The sequence below is a fragment of the Streptococcus sp. 1001283B150225_161107_H12 genome (genome assembly GCF_015552665.1).
GTDB lineage: Bacteria > Bacillota > Bacilli > Lactobacillales > Streptococcaceae > Streptococcus.
In genome coordinates this window covers 50597-69247 of record NZ_JADNFC010000003.1, presented here as the reverse complement: position 1 = coordinate 69247, position 18651 = coordinate 50597, and the positions used below count along the sequence as shown (strand labels likewise).

The following is an 18651-nucleotide window of genomic DNA, read 5'->3' as shown; positions in this document are numbered from 1 at the left end:
CAAATTTATCCAAAAATGAGCTAGGTTTGATGACCTGGCTCATTTTTCATACAAAGAAAATGGATGGGACCAACAGGTCTCATCCATTCTTTTTACTTAATTTTCTTCATCTGGTGTCAAAATCATCGGGATGATGATAGGTTCACGTTCCGTGCTTTCGTAAAGGAAAGGACGAAGGGCGTTGACAATGGCACCGTGTACGGTTTGAATGTTGGCATCTTTGTTTTTCAAGGCGATTCGAATAGCATTGAAAAGGATGCGTTGACTTTCACGGATCAGGTCACCGGACTCTCTCATATAGATGAAGCCACGGCTGAGGATATCTGGTCCAGCTAAAATCAATTTCGACTTGAAGTCAACTGTCGCAACAGCTAGGACAACCCCATCTTCTGATAAATCTTTGCGGTCACGAAGGACAGCCGCTCCGATTTCTCCGATGCGATTTCCGTCGACATAGATATCTTGAGCATTGAAGCTTCCTGCGATACGAGCTGAGTTAGCCGTCAGGGCAAGAACATCTCCGTTGCTCATGATGAAGATGTTATCTTTTTCTACTCCACAATCACGCGCAAGTCCAGCGTGAATCTTCTGCATACGGTACTCACCGTGGACAGGCATGAAGTATTTGGGTTTGATCAAGCGCAACATGAGCTTTTGTTCTTGTTGGCCACCGTGTCCAGAGGTATGGATATTGTTAATCTTACCGTGGATGACATCGACTCCCGCTTCCGAGATGATATTGATCAATTTATTCACACTAGTTGTATTCCCAGGAATTGGACTAGATGAGAAGATAACGGTATCACCCGGTTGCAATTGCACCTGGCGGTGGGTTCCATTAGCGATACGAGACAGTGCCGCCATAGGCTCCCCTTGGCTACCTGTACACATAATGAGGATTTCGTTTGCCGGGTAGTCTTTGATTTCACTTGGTTCAATAATCGTTCCAGGTGGTACCTTGATATAGCCAAGCTCAATTCCGTTGACAATGGCTTTTTCCATCGAGCGTCCAAAGACAACAATCTTGCGGCCAGTTTTAACAGCGGCATCTGCAGCCTGTTGGAGACGGAAGATGTTGGATGCAAAGGAAGCAAAGATGATGCGTCCATGAATGCCTTCAATAATCTTCATAATGGATTGGCCAACGACTTTTTCAGAGTTGGTAAAGGTTGGGACTTCCGCGTTGGTTGAGTCAGAAAGCAGACAGAGGACGCCTTCCTCTCCTAGTGCAGCCATCCGGTGAAGGTCGGCCGGCTCACCAACAGGTGTGAAGTCAAATTTAAAGTCTCCTGTGCAGACGATTTTTCCTTGAGGCGTATGAAGAACAATCCCCAAAGGTTCTGGAATGGAGTGGGTTGTACGGAAGAAGGTTGCTTTAATATGCTTAAAGGTCAACTCCGTATTTTGGTTGATTTCATAGAGTTTGGCACCACGAAGGAGGCCATGCTCTTCCAATTTTCCACGAATAAGGGCTAGGGCCAAAGGTCCAGCATAGATTGGCACATTGGCTTGCTTCAAGAGGAAGGGAATTCCTCCGATGTGGTCTTCATGCCCGTGGGTAATCAAGACACCTTTGACACGATCGATATTTTCAACGATATAGGAATAGTCAGGAATCACGTAATCAATCCCTAACAAATCATCTTCAGGGAACTTGATCCCTGCATCCACAATGATGATTTCGTCTTGGTATTCAATCCCATAGGTATTTTTACCGATTTCCCCGAGACCTCCAATGGCGAAAACACCAACTTCTTCAGGTTTTAAGGTATATGCCATGGATTAGAACTCCGTAATTTCAAATGCGCCAGACTCTTTTTCATATTCTAGGTGTTGGTCTGACAAGAGAGTGATAAATTCGATATTGTAAGATGTATTTTCTTCAACAAGGCGACGAGCTTCAATGCGTCCTTCTAACTCATTCTTCGCATCAATATCGAGATAGAGGGCATGAGTCGTTTCACGACGAGGGTTGCGTTCTTTTGTTTCTTGGTAGAAAACTTTGTAAATCATTTCGTTTCGGTTCCTTTCACATGTTCGGACTGTAGCAGAAAAGAAACAGCTAGTAGCTAGCTGAGACACCTATTCTTGCTTTCTTTTGTCCTGATTCGATACAATTATTATTCATTATACCATAAATAGGCTCTAAGGAAAAGATGCAAGCGGGTTCTGAGAGCAGAAGGAAGCGCTTTTTTAGAAGGGATAGAGAGCAGTTGATTTCACAGTCTGAGGGTGCTTCCTCTACCGTTTGGCGTCTATTTGTAGTATAATATGAAGCAGACAACGAGGAGAAAACATGAAAGTATTAGCATTTGACACCTCCAGTAAGGCCCTATCCGTTGCCCTTTTGGAGGAAGAAAACCGATTAGCAGAGTTGACACTGACGATCAAGAAAAACCACAGCATTACCTTGATGCCTACTATTGAATTTTTAATGGCCAGCATTGATTGGAAACCGACGGATTTGGACCGTATCGTAGTAGCAGAAGGGCCTGGATCCTATACCGGCTTACGAATTGCGGTAGCAACGGCTAAAACCCTAGCTCAAACGCTAAAGATTGACTTAGTAGGGGTGTCGAGCTTACTAGCCTTGGTACCAGAAGAGATAGAAGGTCTGGCCATTCCAGTCATGGATGCGCGGCGCAACCATGTCTATGCGGGCTTTTACCAAGAGGATCAGCTGGTCTACCCGGAGGCTCACCTTTCTTTTGAAGCCGTATTAGAAAGAGTAAAGGGAGCTGAAAAGGTGACCTTCCTTGGGGAAGTGGAGGCCTTTCGTGAACAGATACAAGAAGCCTTGCCAAATGCTCAGATGGTAGAAACCCTACCGGATGCGGTACGGATTGGTCGACTAGGACTTACAAAAGAAGCTGTCTCCGTTCATGGCTTTGTGCCCAACTACCTCAAGCGGGTAGAAGCTGAAGAAAACTGGCTCAAGGACCATCAAGAGTCCGGTCAGTCCTACATCAAACGCCTATGATCCGAATCGAGAAGGAGGCGGGGCGATTCGATTTAGCCCCTCAGTTGGTAGAAATCTTAGACGATGTCTATGGACAAAGTCCTTGGACCTTGGAGCAAGTCCTAGCGGATATCGGTCAACCTCAAAATTGGTATGCCTTGGCCTATAGTGGGGAAGCATTGGTCGGCTTCTTGGCCATGCAAGAAAATCTCTATGAGCTAGAGGTCGTCCAAATTGCTGTTCGAAAAGAGTGGCAAGGGCGAGGGATTGCTCGTCAGCTATTAGAAATCCTTCCTCAGGAGAAAGAGGTCTTTTTAGAGGTGAGAGAAGGAAACACTCCGGCTCGGACTCTCTATCAGAAACAAGGATTTAAAGAAATTGGTTGTCGGAAAGGGTATTATCATGCACCTACCGAAGACGCCATTATGATGAAAAGGGAAGCAAATGAAGGATAGATATATTTTGGCATTTGAAACATCTTGTGATGAGACCAGTGTCGCCGTCTTAAAGAACGATACAGAGCTCTTGTCCAATGTCATTGCCAGCCAAATTGAAAGCCATAAACGCTTCGGGGGAGTGGTTCCAGAAGTTGCCAGTCGGCACCATGTCGAAGTCATTACGGCCTGTATTGAGGAAGCGCTAGAAGAAGCGGGAATTACAGAAGAAGAAGTCACAGCGGTTGCGGTAACTTACGGACCAGGTCTGGTTGGAGCTCTTTTGGTCGGTCTTGCTGCAGCCAAGGCCTTTGCTTGGGCCCATGGGATTCCTTTGATTCCTGTCAATCATATGGCAGGGCACTTGATGGCCGCTCAAAGCGTTGAGGTTTTAGAATTTCCGCTCTTGGCCTTGCTGGTCAGCGGAGGACACACTGAGTTGGTCTATGTCTCGGAGGCGGGTGATTATAAGATCGTTGGGGAAACACGTGATGATGCAGTGGGTGAGGCCTATGATAAGGTCGGCCGCGTAATGGGCTTGACCTATCCAGCCGGTCGTGAGATTGACGAGTTGGCACATAAGGGTCAGGATATCTACGATTTCCCACGTGCCATGATCAAGGAAGACAATCTGGAGTTCTCATTCTCAGGGCTCAAATCAGCCTTTATCAATCTCCACCACAATGCCGAGCAAAAAGGCGAGAGCCTGTCCAAGGAAGACCTATCGGCTTCCTTCCAAGCAGCGGTGATGGATATCTTGATGGCCAAGACTAAAAAAGCCCTAGAAAGATACCCTGTTAAGACCCTGGTGGTGGCGGGAGGAGTCGCGGCCAACCAAGGATTACGTGAACGCCTGGCTTCTGAGATCACAGATGTTAAGGTCATCATTCCTCCTCTACGCCTCTGCGGGGACAATGCGGGGATGATTGCCTATGCCAGTGTCAGCGAATGGAATAAGGGAAATTTTGCTAGATTAGACCTCAATGCTAAGCCTAGCCTTGCTTTTGATCCGATAGAAGAGAACTTAGATTAGTTAAAAAACGAACATAAACGACGGGAGGACGATTCCCGTCCCTTTTTTGTTATAATAGAGAGCATCAAAAAAGAAAGGAAGAAAGAGTGGAAAAGAATTTTCAGCAGGGGGTCAGGGATGCCCTTCCGACAGCCTTGGGTTATATCAGTATTGGCTTGGCCTGTGGTGTGGTGGCGTCTCCCTATCTCTCCCCTTTAGAAATGGGCTTGATGAGTCTCTTGGTTTACGCAGGGGCTTCTCAGTTTGCGATGATCTCTTTGATTGCGGTTCATTCGTCCCTCATGAATATTGCCTTAACCGTCTTTTTCATCAATTTGCGTAATATGCTCATGAGTCTGCATACCTCCCCTGATTTTAAGGAGGCTAGCCTGGTCCATAATATTGGAATTGGTAGTTTGTTGACAGATGAAAGTTACGGGGTTTATTTGAGTGAAAAATTGAAAAGTGACCGGATCACTGTTCCCTGGATGCATGGCAATAATGTGGTCGGTTATCTGGCCTGGGGCTCCTCAACCATTTTGGGGACAGCCCTGGGGTCTCTCTTGCCCAATCCTAGTGCCTTCGGCCTGGACTTCGCCTTAGTTGCTATGTTTATTGGGATTTTTGCAGGTCAGTTTCAAGGTATGCGTTTGACGGAGAAGATGGCTACCTTGCTCCTTGTTTTAGGTGCTGTGGCCTTTAGCTTTTTCCTCTTGACCTTCTTTTTGACCCAATCCTTGGCCGTTTTAGTGGCTACTTTAACAGGCTGTTTCGTGGGGGTGATGTGCGATGCGCGTGAATAGTTGGATTTTCTTAGTTATTTTGACGTCCGCAGTGGTCACCTGGATTCCGCGCATTTTGCCCTTCGTTTTGGTCAAATACCGGGGGCTGCCAGATCCAGTTCTGCGTTTTCTAAAATACCTCCCCATTGCTATTATTTTTGCCTTGATCCTTTCCAGTCTGGTAGAGGGGAAAGTAGGCCAGCTTCCTCAGGTCCGGTGGGTGGATCTGGTCGCAACCATTCCGACCATGATAGTAGCCTTTCGCTACAAAAATCTAATGGGTACGGTTCTATTCGGGATTGTCTTGGTTGCCCTCTCACGTTTGCTTGTCGCCTGAATCCCCTGAATTTTTAGATAGATTACTGTTTGTTACAAATATTACAAAAATATTTCAAAAATACTTGACATTGAGTAATATTGTAATATAATAGTTTTTATCAAATGAAGTGAGGGATCATCATGATGAAAAAATGGACAAGTTTAGCACTTTTAGGATTAACTTCTGCAAGCCTACTCGTAGCCTGTGGTTCAAAAAAAGAAGAGAACAAATCTTCTGCCAAAGAAGCACAAACGACGGTGAAGTCTAGTCAGAAAAAAACAAAGGCAGCTTCTGGTAAGAAAGAGACAAAATCTACTGAAACGGATTCGCAAGAAGGGGCACAAGCTGCTTCTCAAGATGCAGGAAACTCAGGTCAAACCGCTGCAGGATCTGGTGCAGCAAGCACTGATAAGGCCACAGATTCGTCTCAAATGGTGCCAGAAGAGCTGGTAGGGACTTGGACAGGAACAACCGAAATTGCCAAAGATGTTCAAATGACCGTGGCTGCAGACGGTACGGTCACTACAACAGCGAACTTTTATCAAGCTGATTTGAATCCTGTTCGTACTGCAACAACGAAAGCCAAGGCAGTTCAAGCATCTGGTAATGTCTATTACTGGGAAACAGACGAACCTGGCGCTTTTGATGCCCTTCTTCCAGGGATTGCTGGACTTGGGGGAGCCAATATGAAGGTAAAACCCGGCTTCATCTTAGAAGAGGGCCATTATACACCGATTGTATTTGTAACAGGGCTTAATGAAGACTTTGATTATAACAAATACAATGATTTCCGTGTTTCCCTTACAAAATAAAGAAAAATCCACGAATCCCTAAGGAGTCGTGGATTTTGTTTTAGATAAATTGTGTAATAAAGACAATGAGGATGACGATTGGGATCACAAAGCGAAGCAAGAAAACCCAGAGCTTGAAGAAGAAGTGCTTGGTTTTCTCTTCTCCCACCTTTAGTTCTTCTTGGGCTAGGACTTGATCAAAGATATAGCCTGTAAATAGGGAGAGGCAGAGAGCTCCAAAAGGCATGAGGAGGTTGGAAACCAAAAAGTCCATGCAATCAAAGAAGGATTTTCCAAAGAGGGTCCACTTGGATAGTACTCCATAGGAAAGGGCAGATGGGATCCCAAATACAAAGGTCAGAAGACCAATGATTTGGCTCCATTTAGCCCGCTTTTTGTTGTTTTGGTTGGTGACGTTCCCGACATTAATCTCTAACATGACGACGGATGAGGTAATAGTCGCAAAGAGGAAGAGAAGAAGGAAAAGCAGGTAGAAGAGAGTTCCAAAAGGCATCTTATCAAAGACTTGTGGAAGGACTACAAAGAGGAGTCCCGGTCCACTAGTAGAAGGGATTTGAAAGGCTGACATAGCTGGGAAGATCGCCAAGCCCGCCATGATGGAAACGGCGATATTCATGAAGACGACGGAAATCCCGGATTGGACCAGGTCAGTGTCCTTGTCCAAATAGGAAGCATAGGTCAACATGGCTGTCACCCCTAGCGAGAGGGCGAAAAAGGATTGGCCCAAAGCATAGAGTAGACCTTGACTGGTCATCTTGGAGAAGTCTGGCTTGAGGAAATAGCTGACTCCATCCCAAGCGCCATTTAGGGTTAAGGAACGACCAATCATGACTAAGAAAATGATAAAGAGAAGGGGCATCATGAATTTTGAGGCCTTTTCAATGCCTTGCTCCACCCCCTTGGAAACAATCAAGACATTGAGGAGAATGAAGATTGCTTGGGCTCCAAGAGCCAACCAGGGATTTGAAATAATCTCCCCAAAGAGCTGGGTGTAGTCGTTAACTGTAAGAAGTTGGAATAACTCTCCCAAGGCAACCCCTAAATAAATCAAGATCCAGCCACCGATGACACTGTAGAAGGAGAGGAGGATGAACAGGGCAAAGGCCCCAATCCAACCGATTCCATCGTAGAGGCGACGGCCACCAAGTTTTCCAAAGGTTTTAATGGCAGAGACACCAGCTGCACGTCCTAGAGTAAATTCAGCCAGTAAGAGGGGAAAGCCGATGAGTAGAGTTGCTATCAAAAAAACGAGAAGAAAACTTCCGCCCCCGTTAGCGGCGGTCATATAGGGAAACTTCCAAACAGCCCCAAGGCCAATTGCAGAACCTGCAGAGGCTAGGATGAAGCCAATTTTGGAACCCCATTGAGATTTTTCCATATGGATTCTCCATTTCTAGTTCAAATATAGGAAGAAAGCAAAGGCCAGCAAAGGCTCTTTCATAGACAAAAGAAAAAGGCTATTTAGTACGAACTAAATAGCCATAAAAACGCAAAGTGACATCTCTAAGAAGACGACTCTTATGTTTGTTGCTGGATTTGTTCTAAAAATAATCCTAACATCTTTTGAAAAAGCTGTCAATAGTGGAGACTTCCGGCCACCCAACCGGTACAGAGGGCAGCAGTAATGTTAAAGCCTCCTGTATGGGCATTGATATCCAGGACCTCCCCAGCAAAATGAAGACCGGGGACCAACTTACTTTCTAAGGTCTTGGGATTGATTTCCTTGAGGCTGACACCACCTTTAGTTACAAAGGATTTGGCCAAGGACATCTTCCCTGTTACAGGGATTGGGAGTTCCTTTACTTTCGCTAGTACGGCATCGATTTCTTTAGGAGAGAGTTGCTTCACCTTTTCCGGAAAATCCTGGGCAAAGAATTCCGCCAGGCGTTCTGGCAGATAGGCCTTCAGAACATTCTTTAAGGACTTCTCACGATTTTCCTCTAGGATTGCTGTGAGTTCTTCCTTAGAATAGTGAGGGAGACTGTCTAGTGTTAGGATTTCTCCTCCCTTGACGAAGCTTGACATGCGAAGGGCGGCGGGACCAGACAGGCCAAAGTGGGTAAAGAGGAGGTCATGGGTAATGTGGTGTTTGCCATAGTGGAGAGTCACATCGTCTAAGGAAATTCCTTGAAGGGCCTTGTGGGGGAAATCTGTCAGGAGGGGGCTTTCAGCAGCTTCTAGTTCCGTGATAGTGTGCTTGAAATGACGGGCGATATCGTGGCCAAAGCCGGTAGAGCCCGTCGAAGGGTAGGACTTTCCACCAGTTGTCACAATCAAGCGGTTTGCAGTCCAGGTCTCATCTTTGGATTTGATGACAAATTGTCCGTCGATTTTTTTCACAGAGGTTACCTCTACTTGGCAGCGGACTTGACCACCAAGCTCAGCAATCTTATCAGTCAGCGCTTGAATGATCGTCTGGGAACGATCTGAGGCTGGAAAGACACGACCATGGTCTTCGACCTTAAGTTTGACCCCGTTTTCTGTAAAAAAGCGGATGATATCATGATTGTCAAATTGAGAAAAGACACTGTAAAGGAAGCGTCCGTTGCCTGGAATGCCTGCTAGGAGATCATCCAGGCTCCCATTGTTGGTCACATTGCACCGACCTCCACCAGTCCCAGCTAGTTTTTTCCCTAGTTTGCGGTTCTTTTCCAAGAGGAGGGTTGCTTGCCCGTAGAAGGCACTAGAGATGGTGGCCATCATGCCAGCAGGGCCTCCTCCGATGACAATGGTATCGTAGTGGTTCATAAGGTCTCCTTTTTCTCGTCTCGTTTTATTTCCAGTTCATTGTAACATAAAAAATGGACCCTGTCCCCAGGCTCCACTTTTTATGAGTTAATTGTCTTCGTCTGGATTTTGACGGAGGTGGATGGAATAACGCTTAGGTGGGTAAATGCCGATTTCAGGACCCCAGCGTGGGAAGAGCTGATTGGTTTTTTTCCCAGCAGCGTACTTGGCTTCTGCCGCCATTTCCCAGAGCTCTTCGTAGAGATCGCCGAGCAAGAAGTCGAGCTCTTGATAATAGAGGTCTGGCTTTCCGTAGTCACTAAGGCTTAGTTCCATCAAACCATAGACTTGTAGCTTATGGTCCATAAGTCTACGTCCGTCCACCTTGTTAGAGTGGACAATGATGCGTCCGAAGGGATCATTTCTTCGGATGCGTTCGAGCTCTTTGTAGGCGTTGATTCCAGAATTTCCTTGACAGGAGAAGAAGTAAATGTTTTTCAAGTCATAGTCGATATAGGATATATTTCCATTATAGACCAGCTTGACTGGTAGATTACGAACCCGTTTTTTCTCTAGATAGTTGTTAATATGTTCGACCAACATCTTAGAGGGATAATTGTATTCAATGACATAGATCATAGTTTCTTTCCTTTGCTATTGAGTAAATAACTGAGCTATCTTTCAGTTACGAATAGTATACAAGCTTTTGAAGTCAGATAGGGGGAAAAATCTATTTGGTTCATTTTTGAAGCTATTTGGTTCATTTTAGAGGAGCAAAGGAGAAAAAGTTGCTAAAGGAATACGAAGAAAATGGGGAAGTGGGGAGAAGAAGGGCATATTTTTTTGAAAATGCAAAGAAAATTTACCGAAACCTTTTATTTGTGCTATAATCAAGGGGAAGTGACGTCATGGAAAGAAGGGTATCATGAGTTTAGAACAGTTAGAGCGGAAATCGCTCCAAGAAATCAATCAATCCGTCAAGGTTCCCAAGGGAACTTCTTTTTGGAGGACCTTATTATTGTTTTCAGGTCCGGGGAGCCTAGTAGCAGTGGGCTACATGGATCCTGGGAACTGGATCACCAGCGTTGTTGGAGGGGCTCACTATCGTTACTTGCTCTTGTCGGTGGTTCTCTTGTCTTCCTTGATTGCCATGCAATTGCAACAGATGGCTGGGAAACTAGGGATTGTCCATCGGAAAGATTTGGCCCAGACAACAGCGACGCATTTGCCCAAGTGGCTCCGCTATATGCTCTGGATAGTGATTGAATTAGCCTTGATGGCGACAGATTTAGCAGAAGTCATTGGTTCAGGGATTGCACTCCATTTGCTGTTCGGATGGCCCTTGCTCTTTTCTATTTTGGTCACCATCCTGGATGTCTTCCTCCTCCTTGGACTCATGCACTTAGGTTTTCGTAAGATTGAGGCTATTGTCTCCACCTTGATTTTGACCATTCTGGGGATTTTTATCTACCTTGTGGTCCTATCAAAACCAGATATAGGTGGCATTTTTGCTGGCTTTCTTCCTCAGAAGGAAATCGTAGGCATCGGTCTTCCCAAGGGATCACAAGCCTTGACGCTGGCCTTGGGGATAATTGGTGCAACCGTCATGCCTCATAATCTCTATTTGCATTCCTCCATTTCACAGACACGCAAGGTCGATTATGAGGATCCTGCAGATGTTCGTCGGGCTGTGCGCTTCATGACCTGGGACTCCAATATTGAATTGACTCTGGCTTTTGTTGTCAACTCACTCTTGCTGATTCTCGGAGCGGCCCTCTTTTTTGGACACGCAGAAGAAATTGGAGCCTTCTCTAGTATGTATGATGCCTTGCAAAACAATGCCATTGCAGGAGCTATTGCAAGTCCTTTTTTGTCCACCTTGTTTGCTGTTGCTTTGTTAGCAAGTGGTCAGAATTCAACAATTACAGGTACTTTGACAGGTCAAATTGTCATGGAAGGTTTCCTTAGATTCCGTCTTCCTCAATGGCTTGTCCGCCTCTTTACACGGATGTTGGCCCTCACTCCTGTCCTGATTGTCGCCTTTCTCTTTGGAGACCAGGAAAGTGTTCTAGATGATTTGTTGGTCTATTCTCAAGTCTTCTTGTCTCTGGCTCTACCATTTTCAATTTTTCCCTTGGTTTACTTTACCTCCAATAAAAAAATCATGGGAGAATTTGTCAATGCAAAATGGAATACCTACTTAGCTTACGGAGTCGCTACTCTTCTGACTATTTTAAACGTCCAACTCATTGTGACGACGCTCTTTAAATAAAAAATCAGCTTTTTCGGACGAGGAAAACATGCTATAATAGAAGGGAAGTTCCCATCTAGCTAGAAAATGGGCAGAAGTGGGCAGTAAAAACTAAACAAGAGGGCCTAACCCCTTGATACGAAAGGAATATCGAAAATCTTATGATGAATATGCAAAATATGATGAAGCAAGCACAAAAGCTTCAGAAACAAATGGAACAAAGTCAGGCAGAATTGGCGGCTTCTCAATTTGTTGGCAAGTCTGCTCAGGACTTGGTCGTCGCTACCTTGACAGGTGATAAAAAGGTGGTATCCATCGAATTTAACCCGGCAGTAGTAGACCCAGAAGATACAGAAACTCTTTCTGATATGACCGTTCAAGCTATCAATGCAGCCATCGAAGAAATTGATGCAGCAACCAAGAAAAAATTGGGAGCTTTTGCTGGTAAATTACCATTCTAAGCATACAGAGAAAACCTCTATCGATGATAGAGGTTTTTTAGTCGTTAAAAAAATTGGAGAGGTCCAATCCACCAAAAGGAGAGGTAGAAAAGGATTCTTGATCGGTTAGGAGTTGCCGGGCCCGGTCTGATTCGAGAAAGGCTTCATAAACAAGAGCAGTCATCCGGGCATCTTCTAGACTATCATGCGATTTTCCAGCTACTCCTAAAAACTGAGCAACTGTATGGAGCTGCAAGTTTTTAATCCCATGGAGGTCAGAAGGGCGGCGTTTAGAAGCTTCTTCAAAGACATCAACAGCATATTGGTCTGTGAACTCTAGCCCATTTTCCGCTAGGATAGGGAGGTCACTCTTGATGGCATTGTATCCAATGAGGGGACTATCTGCAACAAAATCTCGGAACTCCGCTAGGACTTGCTCGAGTGGGGGAGCTTGGAGGATTTTATCAGATGTGATCCCGGTGAGGCCATTGATAAAGCTCTTTAGTGGTTTATCCGTATAGGCATAGGAATCATAGTGGGCAACTTCTTGGCCATCTGCAAAGCGGACAGCAGAAACTTGGATAATGTGGTACTTTCCTTCAAATTGATTAAATTCTAAATCAAAGGAGACATAGTGGCTTAATTCTTTCAAGGGAACTCCTTCATCTATTGGGTGTTTTTGGATTTTCTAATTATTGAGGGGAGGCAAAGGCATAGAAAAAACTGACCGAAGTCAGTTTTTAGCGACCAAAGACGCGTCTCCAGAAGCCTTTACTCTCTTGTTCTTGAACCTTTTCATTGGCTTGATCTAATTCTAATTTCAATGTTTCACGGTCATTCATAGCCTGAAGGGTTAGCTGTTGTTGTTGGTCGAGCTGTTTGTCTTTTTCAGCAATCTGAACATCTTTGACACGCAACTGCTCATCCTTTTTAGCTAATTGCTCATCTTTGGATTTTAGCTGGTCGTCTTTTGCTTTTAGTTGTTCGTAGAGACGGACGATTTCGGCATTTTTTTCATCTACCAAAATTTCCATCAATTCACGCTGTTTCACATCATCACTAACAGGCTCGTCTTCAAAGATGGTCTTTTTGTAGATTTCTTCTAGCTTAATCAAGCCACTACGGGTTACGACGGTAACTCCCTTATCATTTTTTTCTGTATCTTCAGGATCTAGGGCCTTAACACGGTTGTTGACCGCTTGGCGACTAACTCCTAGAATTTCAGCAATTTCGCTGACTGTTTTTTCGATAGCCATAATATCCTCTAAACTCTTTTTCTATGAAATACTCTCTTAGATATTATCATAAGTAGGCAAGGCTGTCAAATCAAGCAAGGGAAGGGACGACAAGGAAAAAGCATGAAATTCCTTAATCCATCTTAGGAAGGGTTAATCTGGAGTTAGCCAGATCAATGGTGAGTTGGTAGTCCGTTTGGTCGCGGACAGTGATCTCGAAGTCGGTTGTATAAAGGACAAGACGAAGAGTAGTCCCTTTTTCCAGCTTGTAGATGGTTGGTTGGAGTTCAAAGTCGAATTCCATCCATTCCCCTGGGGTTACAGGTTCGACTTGTAAGAGATCATGACGGTTTTGAAGGTTGAGATAGCCCTTTGTAATCACCCGTTGACCGGCTTCCTTAAATGGCAACTCGGTCAAATTGTCTAGCATATGGTAGCGACCGTTATCAAGGGTGCGGACGGATAGGACAGCTGGATAGGGTTGGAGATATTTCTTGCTTCCTAGCTCCATGAGTTGGGCTGAGAGCAAGCCTTTGTTTGTGCTAGATTGGAGCCGCAGGTGAAGGCGAGCTTTTCCGTTGAGGTGTAAGTCTTCTGAGATCGGAAGATCGATGGTCACCTGTTGGGCCTTATCTTGGTAAAGATCAGTTAGGAAGGTTGGATAGGCTTTGCCATAGCGCTCATAATCTTCTGTCGCATAGCGGTTTTGGATGACTCTCTCACCATCTCCCAGTGGGAAGGTCCGCTGGGCTGTTTGATTGCCAAAGTCTTCCAAGGAAGTCCAACTTTGTTCCCCTGTATTGTCCTGCCAGATGACGGTTGGCAATTCATAGCTTGAATCATAGCCCAGTAATTTTTTAGAGAGGAGGGCATTCATACTCTCACGGAAGTCAATGGACTGCCAGTTGTTGAGATAGACATGGGCTCCATTGTGATAGAAGAGGTGTTTCTTGATGTTGGCTGGAAGGGCTTGGAACATTTGGTATACATGGAGGGGCTTGACATTCCAGTCTTGGGAACCATGGGTGAAGACGACCTCTGCCTTGACTTTGTCTGCCTGAAGGAGATAGTTGCGGTCATGCCAGAATTGGTTGTAGTCCCCTGTTTTGCGATCCAATTGCTTCTTAACCTCTTCCAAATCAGCGACATGGGCTGCATGGTGGCGGAGATAGTCTCCAGCCCGAAGGGCACGTGAATAAGTCAACTCAGCAAGCGAATCAAAATCCTCTCCAGGATAGCCGCCAGGACTCGTCACGAGTCCGTTTTCCCGATAGTAGTTGTACCAAGAAGAGATACCGGCTTCTGCGATGATAACTTCTAGGCCATCGACACCGGTGGTAGCCAGTCCATTGGACATGGTCCCTAGGTAGGACAAGCCCGTCGTAGCAACTTTGCCGTTAGACCAATCGGCCTTGACTTGGCGTTGGCGACTGTGGTCTGTAAAGGCCCGGCAACGGCCGTTGAGCCAGTCGATAACATTTTTATAGGCCTCGATTTGACGGTAATCTCCATTGGTCATCAAGCCTTGAGAGTCCTTGGTCCCTAAACCGGAGACGTAGAGATTGGCAAAACCACGAGCGAGAAGGTAGTCATTGAGGGTATAACTGGAGTTGATATGAGTGAGGGTTTCTTCAGCCTCAGAGACTAGTTGAGCTGAACCGACAGGATCCACCAATTCTAATTGAGGTTCTTCTACTTGGATGGTATGAGGTTCTTTGACCTCGAGGTCCACATTCATATTATAGAGAGCCTTGTCGCTAGCCTTGTCATTGGTTCCTTGGTGATAAGGGCTGGCAGTCATGACGGCTGGGATTTTTCCTTCATAGCGTGGGCGAATAATATTGACCTTGACCAAATCTGGAAGACCATCCTGGTCGCTATCAACTCGACTCTCCACATAGACCACTTCACGGATTACATCATGGCAGTTAAAGGTAGCTAGACTTTTTCCGTTGAAAAAGTGGTAGCGATTGTCCTCGGGGATCAAGCCATCGCTGACCAACTGCTCAATTAGTAAATTCCCTTTGACTGTTCGAGTATTGAGGAGGTGATAGAGGTTCTCAACCAAGTTTCCATACTCAATCGGAATTTGGACTTCTTTTAAGAAGCTGTCCGTATTTTCAAAGTCAATAAAATAGCGGAAACCGAGCAATTGGAGGGCCACTGTGTAGAAAATATTTGGAGACCATTCGCGGTCAGATTGGAAATAGCTCAGGAGATCTGTTTCAGCATCCGCCACTAGGTTAGAGAGAGGATAATCTGTATTTTTGTAGGTGAAATAAACCTTGCGAACAAACCATTCAAACAGTTCTTTCTCTGTAAGATGAAGGGGAAGGTCAAACCCGATTTCTTTCAGTTCCTTTAGAATGTCTGCTTGGTCGACTGGTAGATAGCTATATTGATTGAATTTCATAGGATGCTCCTTTTATCAGCTTCACTGTTTCTTTACTTCTTATATTATACGTGATAAAATAGTATTTGTCTAAAGACCTTTGATCTCTGAAGGAGGGTGTCATGGTGAGAAAATTATCTGTTGAAGAAGTTGCAAGAAGACGGACTTTATTGTTTGGGGTTCTTGCCGTCATTTTTGGGATCCTCATTTTTCGAAACGGTGTTGGTTTCACAAAATTTTCCTTGGATCTATTAGCCATTTACTTTTTAGTTGATGGACTAGGAAGCTTTCTTCTTCGCTTTTTGTTACGTAGCAAGTCTATTTCCTATAGCCACTCTATTTGGTTTATTTTTCTTTCACTTGCGTTGATCTGGTTGAATCGACTGAGTAGTCTGCCCGTAAACTTAGTTGTGATTTGTTTAGGGGCATATCAGTTGGGGAGTGCCATTGTCTATGGGATCACATTTTGGCTTTATAAGGCCAATCGGGTAAAAGGAGGCTGGCTCTATTTATGGGATGCGCTTTTAAACGGTGGGCTTGGTCTAGCAACTGTCTTGGAACCTGGTTCAGATGGGCACTTCCAATTTATCCTCTTGGGGGCTTATCTGGTCTTGTTGGGGATTTCTAATATTCGAGATGGTATTTTATTTGACAAAGACCAACAAGGCCAAGAGTTAAAACGTCGCTTTCGTATTAGCCTACCGGTTATCTTTGCAGCCTTTATCCCTGCTAAGGAGTTAAAACGGTTTAACCAGTTTCTTCAAAAAGGGAGCTCGGCGGGACACACAGGCCCTTATCGATTGGTGAAAAAAGAAGAAGAGGCAAGGGAATTAGAAATTTTGGTTCATACTTCTGACAGCAACTTATTTGGAGCGATTGGGCATGTAGATATTTGTTATCAGGGGAAGGTCATTTCTTACGGAAGTTACGATCCCTTTTCAGAGCGTCTATTTGGGACGATTGGGGATGGCGTACTGTTTAAAGTGGATAAGGAACCATACATCGAACTATGTAAAAAAGAGAGTCAAAAGACGCTGTTTGGCTACAGCCTATCCCTTACCGAAGAAGAGAATCAGGCAGTAGAGAAGCGTCTAGCTGAAATTGATCAGTTGTTAGAACCTTGGGATCCACCTAGGAGGTTACTGGAAGACGGTCAGCCGACCTACGCTTACAAATTGAAATATGATTTAGGGGCTGAGCTATATAAATTTACTTCTTCGCGTTTTAAATCTTACTTTGTTCTGTCTACTAATTGCTGCCTGTTAGCAGATTCCATTGTGGGACAGGCAGGAACGGCTGTATTAGATGTGCGTGGAGTGATTGCACCAGGGACCTATCAGGATTACTTAGAATACGAATTTGAAGCTCCAAACGGGCGGGTCCATACACGAACAGTATACTAAAAAAAGAAAGACAGATTTTTATTTTTGAAAAATCTGTCTTTTTTGCACAAGATTTCTTGTAAAAAAAAAGAAAATCTTTTAAAATATAAAAGACTTGGAGGAATTATGTGCATAAATAAGATTAGTAGTATTTCACCTGTATTAAAAACAAACAATCGAAATGTCAATCAAGAATTTTTTGAAAAGGTCTTAGGAATGAAAACCCTGTTGGAAGATGGGGCTTTATTATCCCTTGGAGATCAATCGAAGACAGATCGCCTCTATTTAGAGGAATCCCCTAGTATGAGAACCCGCAAGGTGGAGGGCCCAAAACGCCTGGCTTGCTTAAAGATTCGCGTGACCAACCCACAAGAAATTGAGTGGCTTCTGGCTCGTGGACATCAAGTTGATCGCCTCTTTAAAGGAAAAAATGGCTATGCCTTTGAAGCCCTTTCGCCAGAAGGAGATCGTATCTTGCTCCATGCGGAAGAGCAAGTGGGCAGTTTAACTGAAATTGAGGAAGTTCCAGATTTTCAAGCGAATGAAGAGTTTACAACCTTGACGGAGTTTTTCGTAGAAAAGATGGTGCTTCGAGTACCTAATGTAGAGACTTCTACAGCTTTCTATCAACAACTACCTGGCTTAGAAGATTATTTAGAGTTAGAAGCATCAGATGGTCCGGACCTTACACTAGCAAATGGACAGACTTGGGACCTTTGTCAGGTCAAGGTCATTTTAGAGCCATTTGTAGCAAGTGAACTAGCCTCCTGCTTTGGAGATCAGGTAACTTTTGTACCAAAAAGGCAACAATTTGTCTTGGTTGAGGATCCAAGCAAGATTGAATGGTGGTTCGAAGCCTAAGCAAGTCTTTGGCTGATTGAAATGAGTGAAGAAAAATGGAAAAAATCATCCAAAAAATTCAAGAGCAAATAGGAGCAGGCATCTACCCAGGTGCCTCTCTTGCTCTCTATCAGAAGGGAAGCTGGCAGGAGTATTACTTGGGACTGGCTGATCCAGCCAAGCAAGAGCCAGTTATTGCCGGCTTGACCTATGATTTGGCCAGTGTGAGTAAGGTCGTCGGAGTTGGAACGGTTCTTGCTTTTCTGGTCCAACAAGGGAAAATCGATATCGATCGTCCCTTAGCTTCCTACTATCCGGATATGGAGCAGGCAGAGGTGACCATCCGTCAGCTCTTGACCCATACTTCTGGTTTGGATCCTTTCATCCCCGGACGAGATGACTTGGATGCTGAGGGCTTAAAAGAAGCCCTGCACCGTTTGAAGCTCAAGGACAATCGCCAGTTCCACTATACAGATGTCAATTTTCTTTTATTGGGCTTTCTTCTGGAGAAGTGGTTTGGTCAGGATTTGGCCCAGATTTTTCAGGAGCAAGTTTTTACACCTTGGCAAATGAAGGAGACTACTTTTGGTCCGGTTTCTCAAGCGGTGCCAACCCTTCGTGGCGTTCCAGCTGGCGTCGTCCATGATCCGAAAGCGCGTGTACTGGGAGTCCATGCCGGAAGTGCAGGTCTGTTTTCGACCATTAGAGATATGGAAATTTTCCTGGAGCATTATTTACAGGATCCTTTTGCAGAAATCCTTTCCCAGAACTATGCTTTAGAAGAAGGAAAGACGCGCTCTCTGGCCTGGAATCTGGAAGGAGACTGGTTGGACCATACAGGTTATACAGGAACCTTCCTTCTCTATAATCGTAAGCTCCAGTTGGCAGCTGTTTTCTTATCCAATCGGACCTATGAAAAAGATGAGCGGGCCCAATGGATCCTAGATCGGAATCAACTCATGGAGCTCATCAAAACAGAAATGGAAGGGACCAGTAAAAATCCTTCCTAAGACGGAGAAAGAAGCGTGGTTTAGCCATCGCTTTTTTTCTTTATTTATATTAAAAT

General features: G+C 44.8%; 19 protein-coding genes. 11 read left to right on the top strand and 8 right to left on the bottom strand.

Going from position 1 to position 18651, the window contains the following annotated elements; translation table 11 throughout:
- Positions 1–96: 96 nt before the first annotated feature.
- Together rnjA and I2C87_RS05550 are read right to left on the bottom strand one after the other, a co-directional pair.
- Positions 97–1779, bottom strand: coding sequence for a ribonuclease J1 (rnjA, locus tag I2C87_RS05555; protein WP_129269943.1), 1683 nt, complete (start codon positions 1777–1779; stop codon positions 97–99).
- A 3-nt stretch (positions 1780–1782) separates the two neighbouring features.
- Positions 1783–2013 (bottom strand): DNA-dependent RNA polymerase subunit epsilon, encoded by a 231-nt coding sequence (locus tag I2C87_RS05550; RefSeq protein WP_006595537.1) that lies wholly within the window; start codon positions 2011–2013, stop codon positions 1783–1785.
- A 283-nt stretch (positions 2014–2296) separates the two neighbouring features.
- Here I2C87_RS05550 and tsaB point away from each other — a divergent pair, with 283 nt between their 5' ends.
- The 6 genes from tsaB (at position 2297) to I2C87_RS05520 (ending at position 6318) form a co-directional block, all read left to right on the top strand.
- Positions 2297–2980: a tRNA (adenosine(37)-N6)-threonylcarbamoyltransferase complex dimerization subunit type 1 TsaB gene (gene tsaB / locus I2C87_RS05545; RefSeq protein WP_129269945.1), complete on the top strand. Its 684-nt coding sequence runs from the start codon at positions 2297–2299 to the stop codon at positions 2978–2980.
- Complete coding sequence (gene rimI / locus I2C87_RS05540) at positions 2977–3414, top strand: ribosomal protein S18-alanine N-acetyltransferase (RefSeq protein WP_129269947.1); 438 nt, start codon at positions 2977–2979, stop codon at positions 3412–3414. The genes tsaB and rimI overlap by 4 nt, the downstream gene beginning before the upstream one ends.
- Complete coding sequence (gene tsaD / locus I2C87_RS05535; protein ID WP_129269949.1) at positions 3404–4426, top strand: tRNA (adenosine(37)-N6)-threonylcarbamoyltransferase complex transferase subunit TsaD; 1023 nt, start codon at positions 3404–3406, stop codon at positions 4424–4426. Before rimI ends, tsaD begins: the two co-directional genes overlap by 11 nt.
- A gap of 86 nt (positions 4427–4512) precedes the next feature.
- Entirely contained in the window at positions 4513–5208 is a 696-nt protein-coding gene (locus I2C87_RS05530) for an AzlC family ABC transporter permease (RefSeq protein ID WP_156676971.1), read from the top strand.
- Complete coding sequence (locus I2C87_RS05525; protein WP_129269951.1) at positions 5195–5524, top strand: AzlD domain-containing protein; 330 nt, start codon at positions 5195–5197, stop codon at positions 5522–5524. Before I2C87_RS05530 ends, I2C87_RS05525 begins: the two co-directional genes overlap by 14 nt.
- Before the next feature lie 122 nt (positions 5525–5646).
- Complete coding sequence (locus tag I2C87_RS05520; protein WP_229046236.1) at positions 5647–6318, top strand: hypothetical protein; 672 nt, start codon at positions 5647–5649, stop codon at positions 6316–6318.
- 40 nt (positions 6319–6358) lie between these two features.
- On the opposite strand, the gene I2C87_RS05515 is transcribed toward I2C87_RS05520, so the two are convergent.
- The 3 genes from I2C87_RS05515 to I2C87_RS05505 form a co-directional block, all read right to left on the bottom strand.
- Positions 6359–7696: a sodium-dependent transporter gene (locus I2C87_RS05515; protein WP_195324186.1), complete on the bottom strand. Its 1338-nt coding sequence runs from the start codon at positions 7694–7696 to the stop codon at positions 6359–6361.
- 197 nt (positions 7697–7893) lie between these two features.
- Positions 7894–9066, bottom strand: a complete 1173-nt coding sequence (locus I2C87_RS05510) for an NAD(P)/FAD-dependent oxidoreductase (RefSeq protein WP_195324185.1) — start codon at positions 9064–9066, stop codon at positions 7894–7896.
- Positions 9067–9153: 87 nt separating this feature from the next.
- Entirely contained in the window at positions 9154–9684 is a 531-nt protein-coding gene (locus tag I2C87_RS05505; protein ID WP_006595548.1) for a hypothetical protein, read from the bottom strand.
- A gap of 286 nt (positions 9685–9970) precedes the next feature.
- On the opposite strand from I2C87_RS05505, the gene I2C87_RS05500 reads away from it, so the two are divergent.
- On the top strand, positions 9971–11317 hold the full coding sequence (locus I2C87_RS05500; RefSeq protein ID WP_195324184.1) for an Nramp family divalent metal transporter: 1347 nt from the start codon (positions 9971–9973) through the stop codon (positions 11315–11317).
- A gap of 140 nt (positions 11318–11457) precedes the next feature.
- Entirely contained in the window at positions 11458–11757 is a 300-nt protein-coding gene (locus I2C87_RS05495) for a YbaB/EbfC family nucleoid-associated protein (RefSeq protein WP_048690824.1), read from the top strand.
- Positions 11758–11794: 37 nt separating this feature from the next.
- On the opposite strand, the gene I2C87_RS05490 is transcribed toward I2C87_RS05495, so the two are convergent.
- The 3 genes from I2C87_RS05490 to I2C87_RS05480 all read right to left on the bottom strand — a co-directional run bounded on the left by I2C87_RS05490 (position 11795) and on the right by I2C87_RS05480 (position 15384).
- Positions 11795–12388 (bottom strand): 3'-5' exonuclease, encoded by a 594-nt coding sequence (locus I2C87_RS05490; RefSeq protein WP_195324183.1) that lies wholly within the window; start codon positions 12386–12388, stop codon positions 11795–11797.
- Between the two features lie 88 nt (positions 12389–12476).
- Positions 12477–12992 (bottom strand): DUF536 domain-containing protein, encoded by a 516-nt coding sequence (locus I2C87_RS05485; protein ID WP_048690819.1) that lies wholly within the window; start codon positions 12990–12992, stop codon positions 12477–12479.
- 112 nt (positions 12993–13104) lie between these two features.
- Positions 13105–15384, bottom strand: coding sequence for a Xaa-Pro dipeptidyl-peptidase (locus tag I2C87_RS05480; RefSeq protein WP_195324182.1), 2280 nt, complete (start codon positions 15382–15384; stop codon positions 13105–13107).
- A 101-nt stretch (positions 15385–15485) separates the two neighbouring features.
- Between I2C87_RS05480 and I2C87_RS05475 the strand changes: the two genes are divergently transcribed.
- The 3 genes from I2C87_RS05475 (at position 15486) to I2C87_RS05465 (ending at position 18595) form a co-directional block, all read left to right on the top strand.
- Entirely contained in the window at positions 15486–16766 is a 1281-nt protein-coding gene (locus I2C87_RS05475) for an HdeD family acid-resistance protein (protein ID WP_110981421.1), read from the top strand.
- A gap of 105 nt (positions 16767–16871) precedes the next feature.
- Positions 16872–17606 (top strand): CppA N-terminal domain-containing protein, encoded by a 735-nt coding sequence (locus I2C87_RS05470; RefSeq protein ID WP_048715754.1) that lies wholly within the window; start codon positions 16872–16874, stop codon positions 17604–17606.
- 35 nt (positions 17607–17641) lie between these two features.
- Positions 17642–18595 carry a serine hydrolase domain-containing protein gene (locus I2C87_RS05465; protein WP_048715756.1) on the top strand — a complete coding sequence of 318 codons (954 nt, stop codon included), beginning with the start codon at positions 17642–17644 and terminating at the stop codon, positions 18593–18595.
- The last annotated feature ends 56 nt before the right edge of the window (positions 18596–18651 follow it).

Excerpts from the sequence above, each read along its gene's own strand:
- I2C87_RS05470 (WP_048715754.1), top strand. The coding sequence starts at position 16,872 with ATGTGCATAAATAAGATTAGTAGTATTTCACCTGTATTAAAAACAAAC.
- I2C87_RS05465 (WP_048715756.1), top strand. The coding sequence starts at position 17,642 with ATGGAAAAAATCATCCAAAAAATTCAAGAGCAAATAGGAGCAGGCATC.
- I2C87_RS05505 (WP_006595548.1), bottom strand. The coding sequence starts at position 9,684 with ATGATCTATGTCATTGAATACAATTATCCCTCTAAGATGTTGGTCGAA.
- I2C87_RS05550 (WP_006595537.1), bottom strand. The coding sequence starts at position 2,013 with ATGATTTACAAAGTTTTCTACCAAGAAACAAAAGAACGCAACCCTCGT.
- I2C87_RS05525 (WP_129269951.1), top strand. The coding sequence starts at position 5,195 with ATGCGCGTGAATAGTTGGATTTTCTTAGTTATTTTGACGTCCGCAGTG.
- tsaD (WP_129269949.1), top strand. The coding sequence starts at position 3,404 with ATGAAGGATAGATATATTTTGGCATTTGAAACATCTTGTGATGAGACC.
- I2C87_RS05510 (WP_195324185.1), bottom strand. The coding sequence starts at position 9,066 with ATGAACCACTACGATACCATTGTCATCGGAGGAGGCCCTGCTGGCATG.
- I2C87_RS05500 (WP_195324184.1), top strand. The coding sequence starts at position 9,971 with ATGAGTTTAGAACAGTTAGAGCGGAAATCGCTCCAAGAAATCAATCAA.
- tsaB (WP_129269945.1), top strand. The coding sequence starts at position 2,297 with ATGAAAGTATTAGCATTTGACACCTCCAGTAAGGCCCTATCCGTTGCC.
- rnjA (WP_129269943.1), bottom strand. The coding sequence starts at position 1,779 with ATGGCATATACCTTAAAACCTGAAGAAGTTGGTGTTTTCGCCATTGGA.
- I2C87_RS05480 (WP_195324182.1), bottom strand. The coding sequence starts at position 15,384 with ATGAAATTCAATCAATATAGCTATCTACCAGTCGACCAAGCAGACATT.
- rimI (WP_129269947.1), top strand. The coding sequence starts at position 2,977 with ATGATCCGAATCGAGAAGGAGGCGGGGCGATTCGATTTAGCCCCTCAG.
- I2C87_RS05475 (WP_110981421.1), top strand. The coding sequence starts at position 15,486 with ATGGTGAGAAAATTATCTGTTGAAGAAGTTGCAAGAAGACGGACTTTA.
- I2C87_RS05485 (WP_048690819.1), bottom strand. The coding sequence starts at position 12,992 with ATGGCTATCGAAAAAACAGTCAGCGAAATTGCTGAAATTCTAGGAGTT.
- I2C87_RS05515 (WP_195324186.1), bottom strand. The coding sequence starts at position 7,696 with ATGGAAAAATCTCAATGGGGTTCCAAAATTGGCTTCATCCTAGCCTCT.
- I2C87_RS05520 (WP_229046236.1), top strand. The coding sequence starts at position 5,647 with ATGATGAAAAAATGGACAAGTTTAGCACTTTTAGGATTAACTTCTGCA.
- I2C87_RS05495 (WP_048690824.1), top strand. The coding sequence starts at position 11,458 with ATGATGAATATGCAAAATATGATGAAGCAAGCACAAAAGCTTCAGAAA.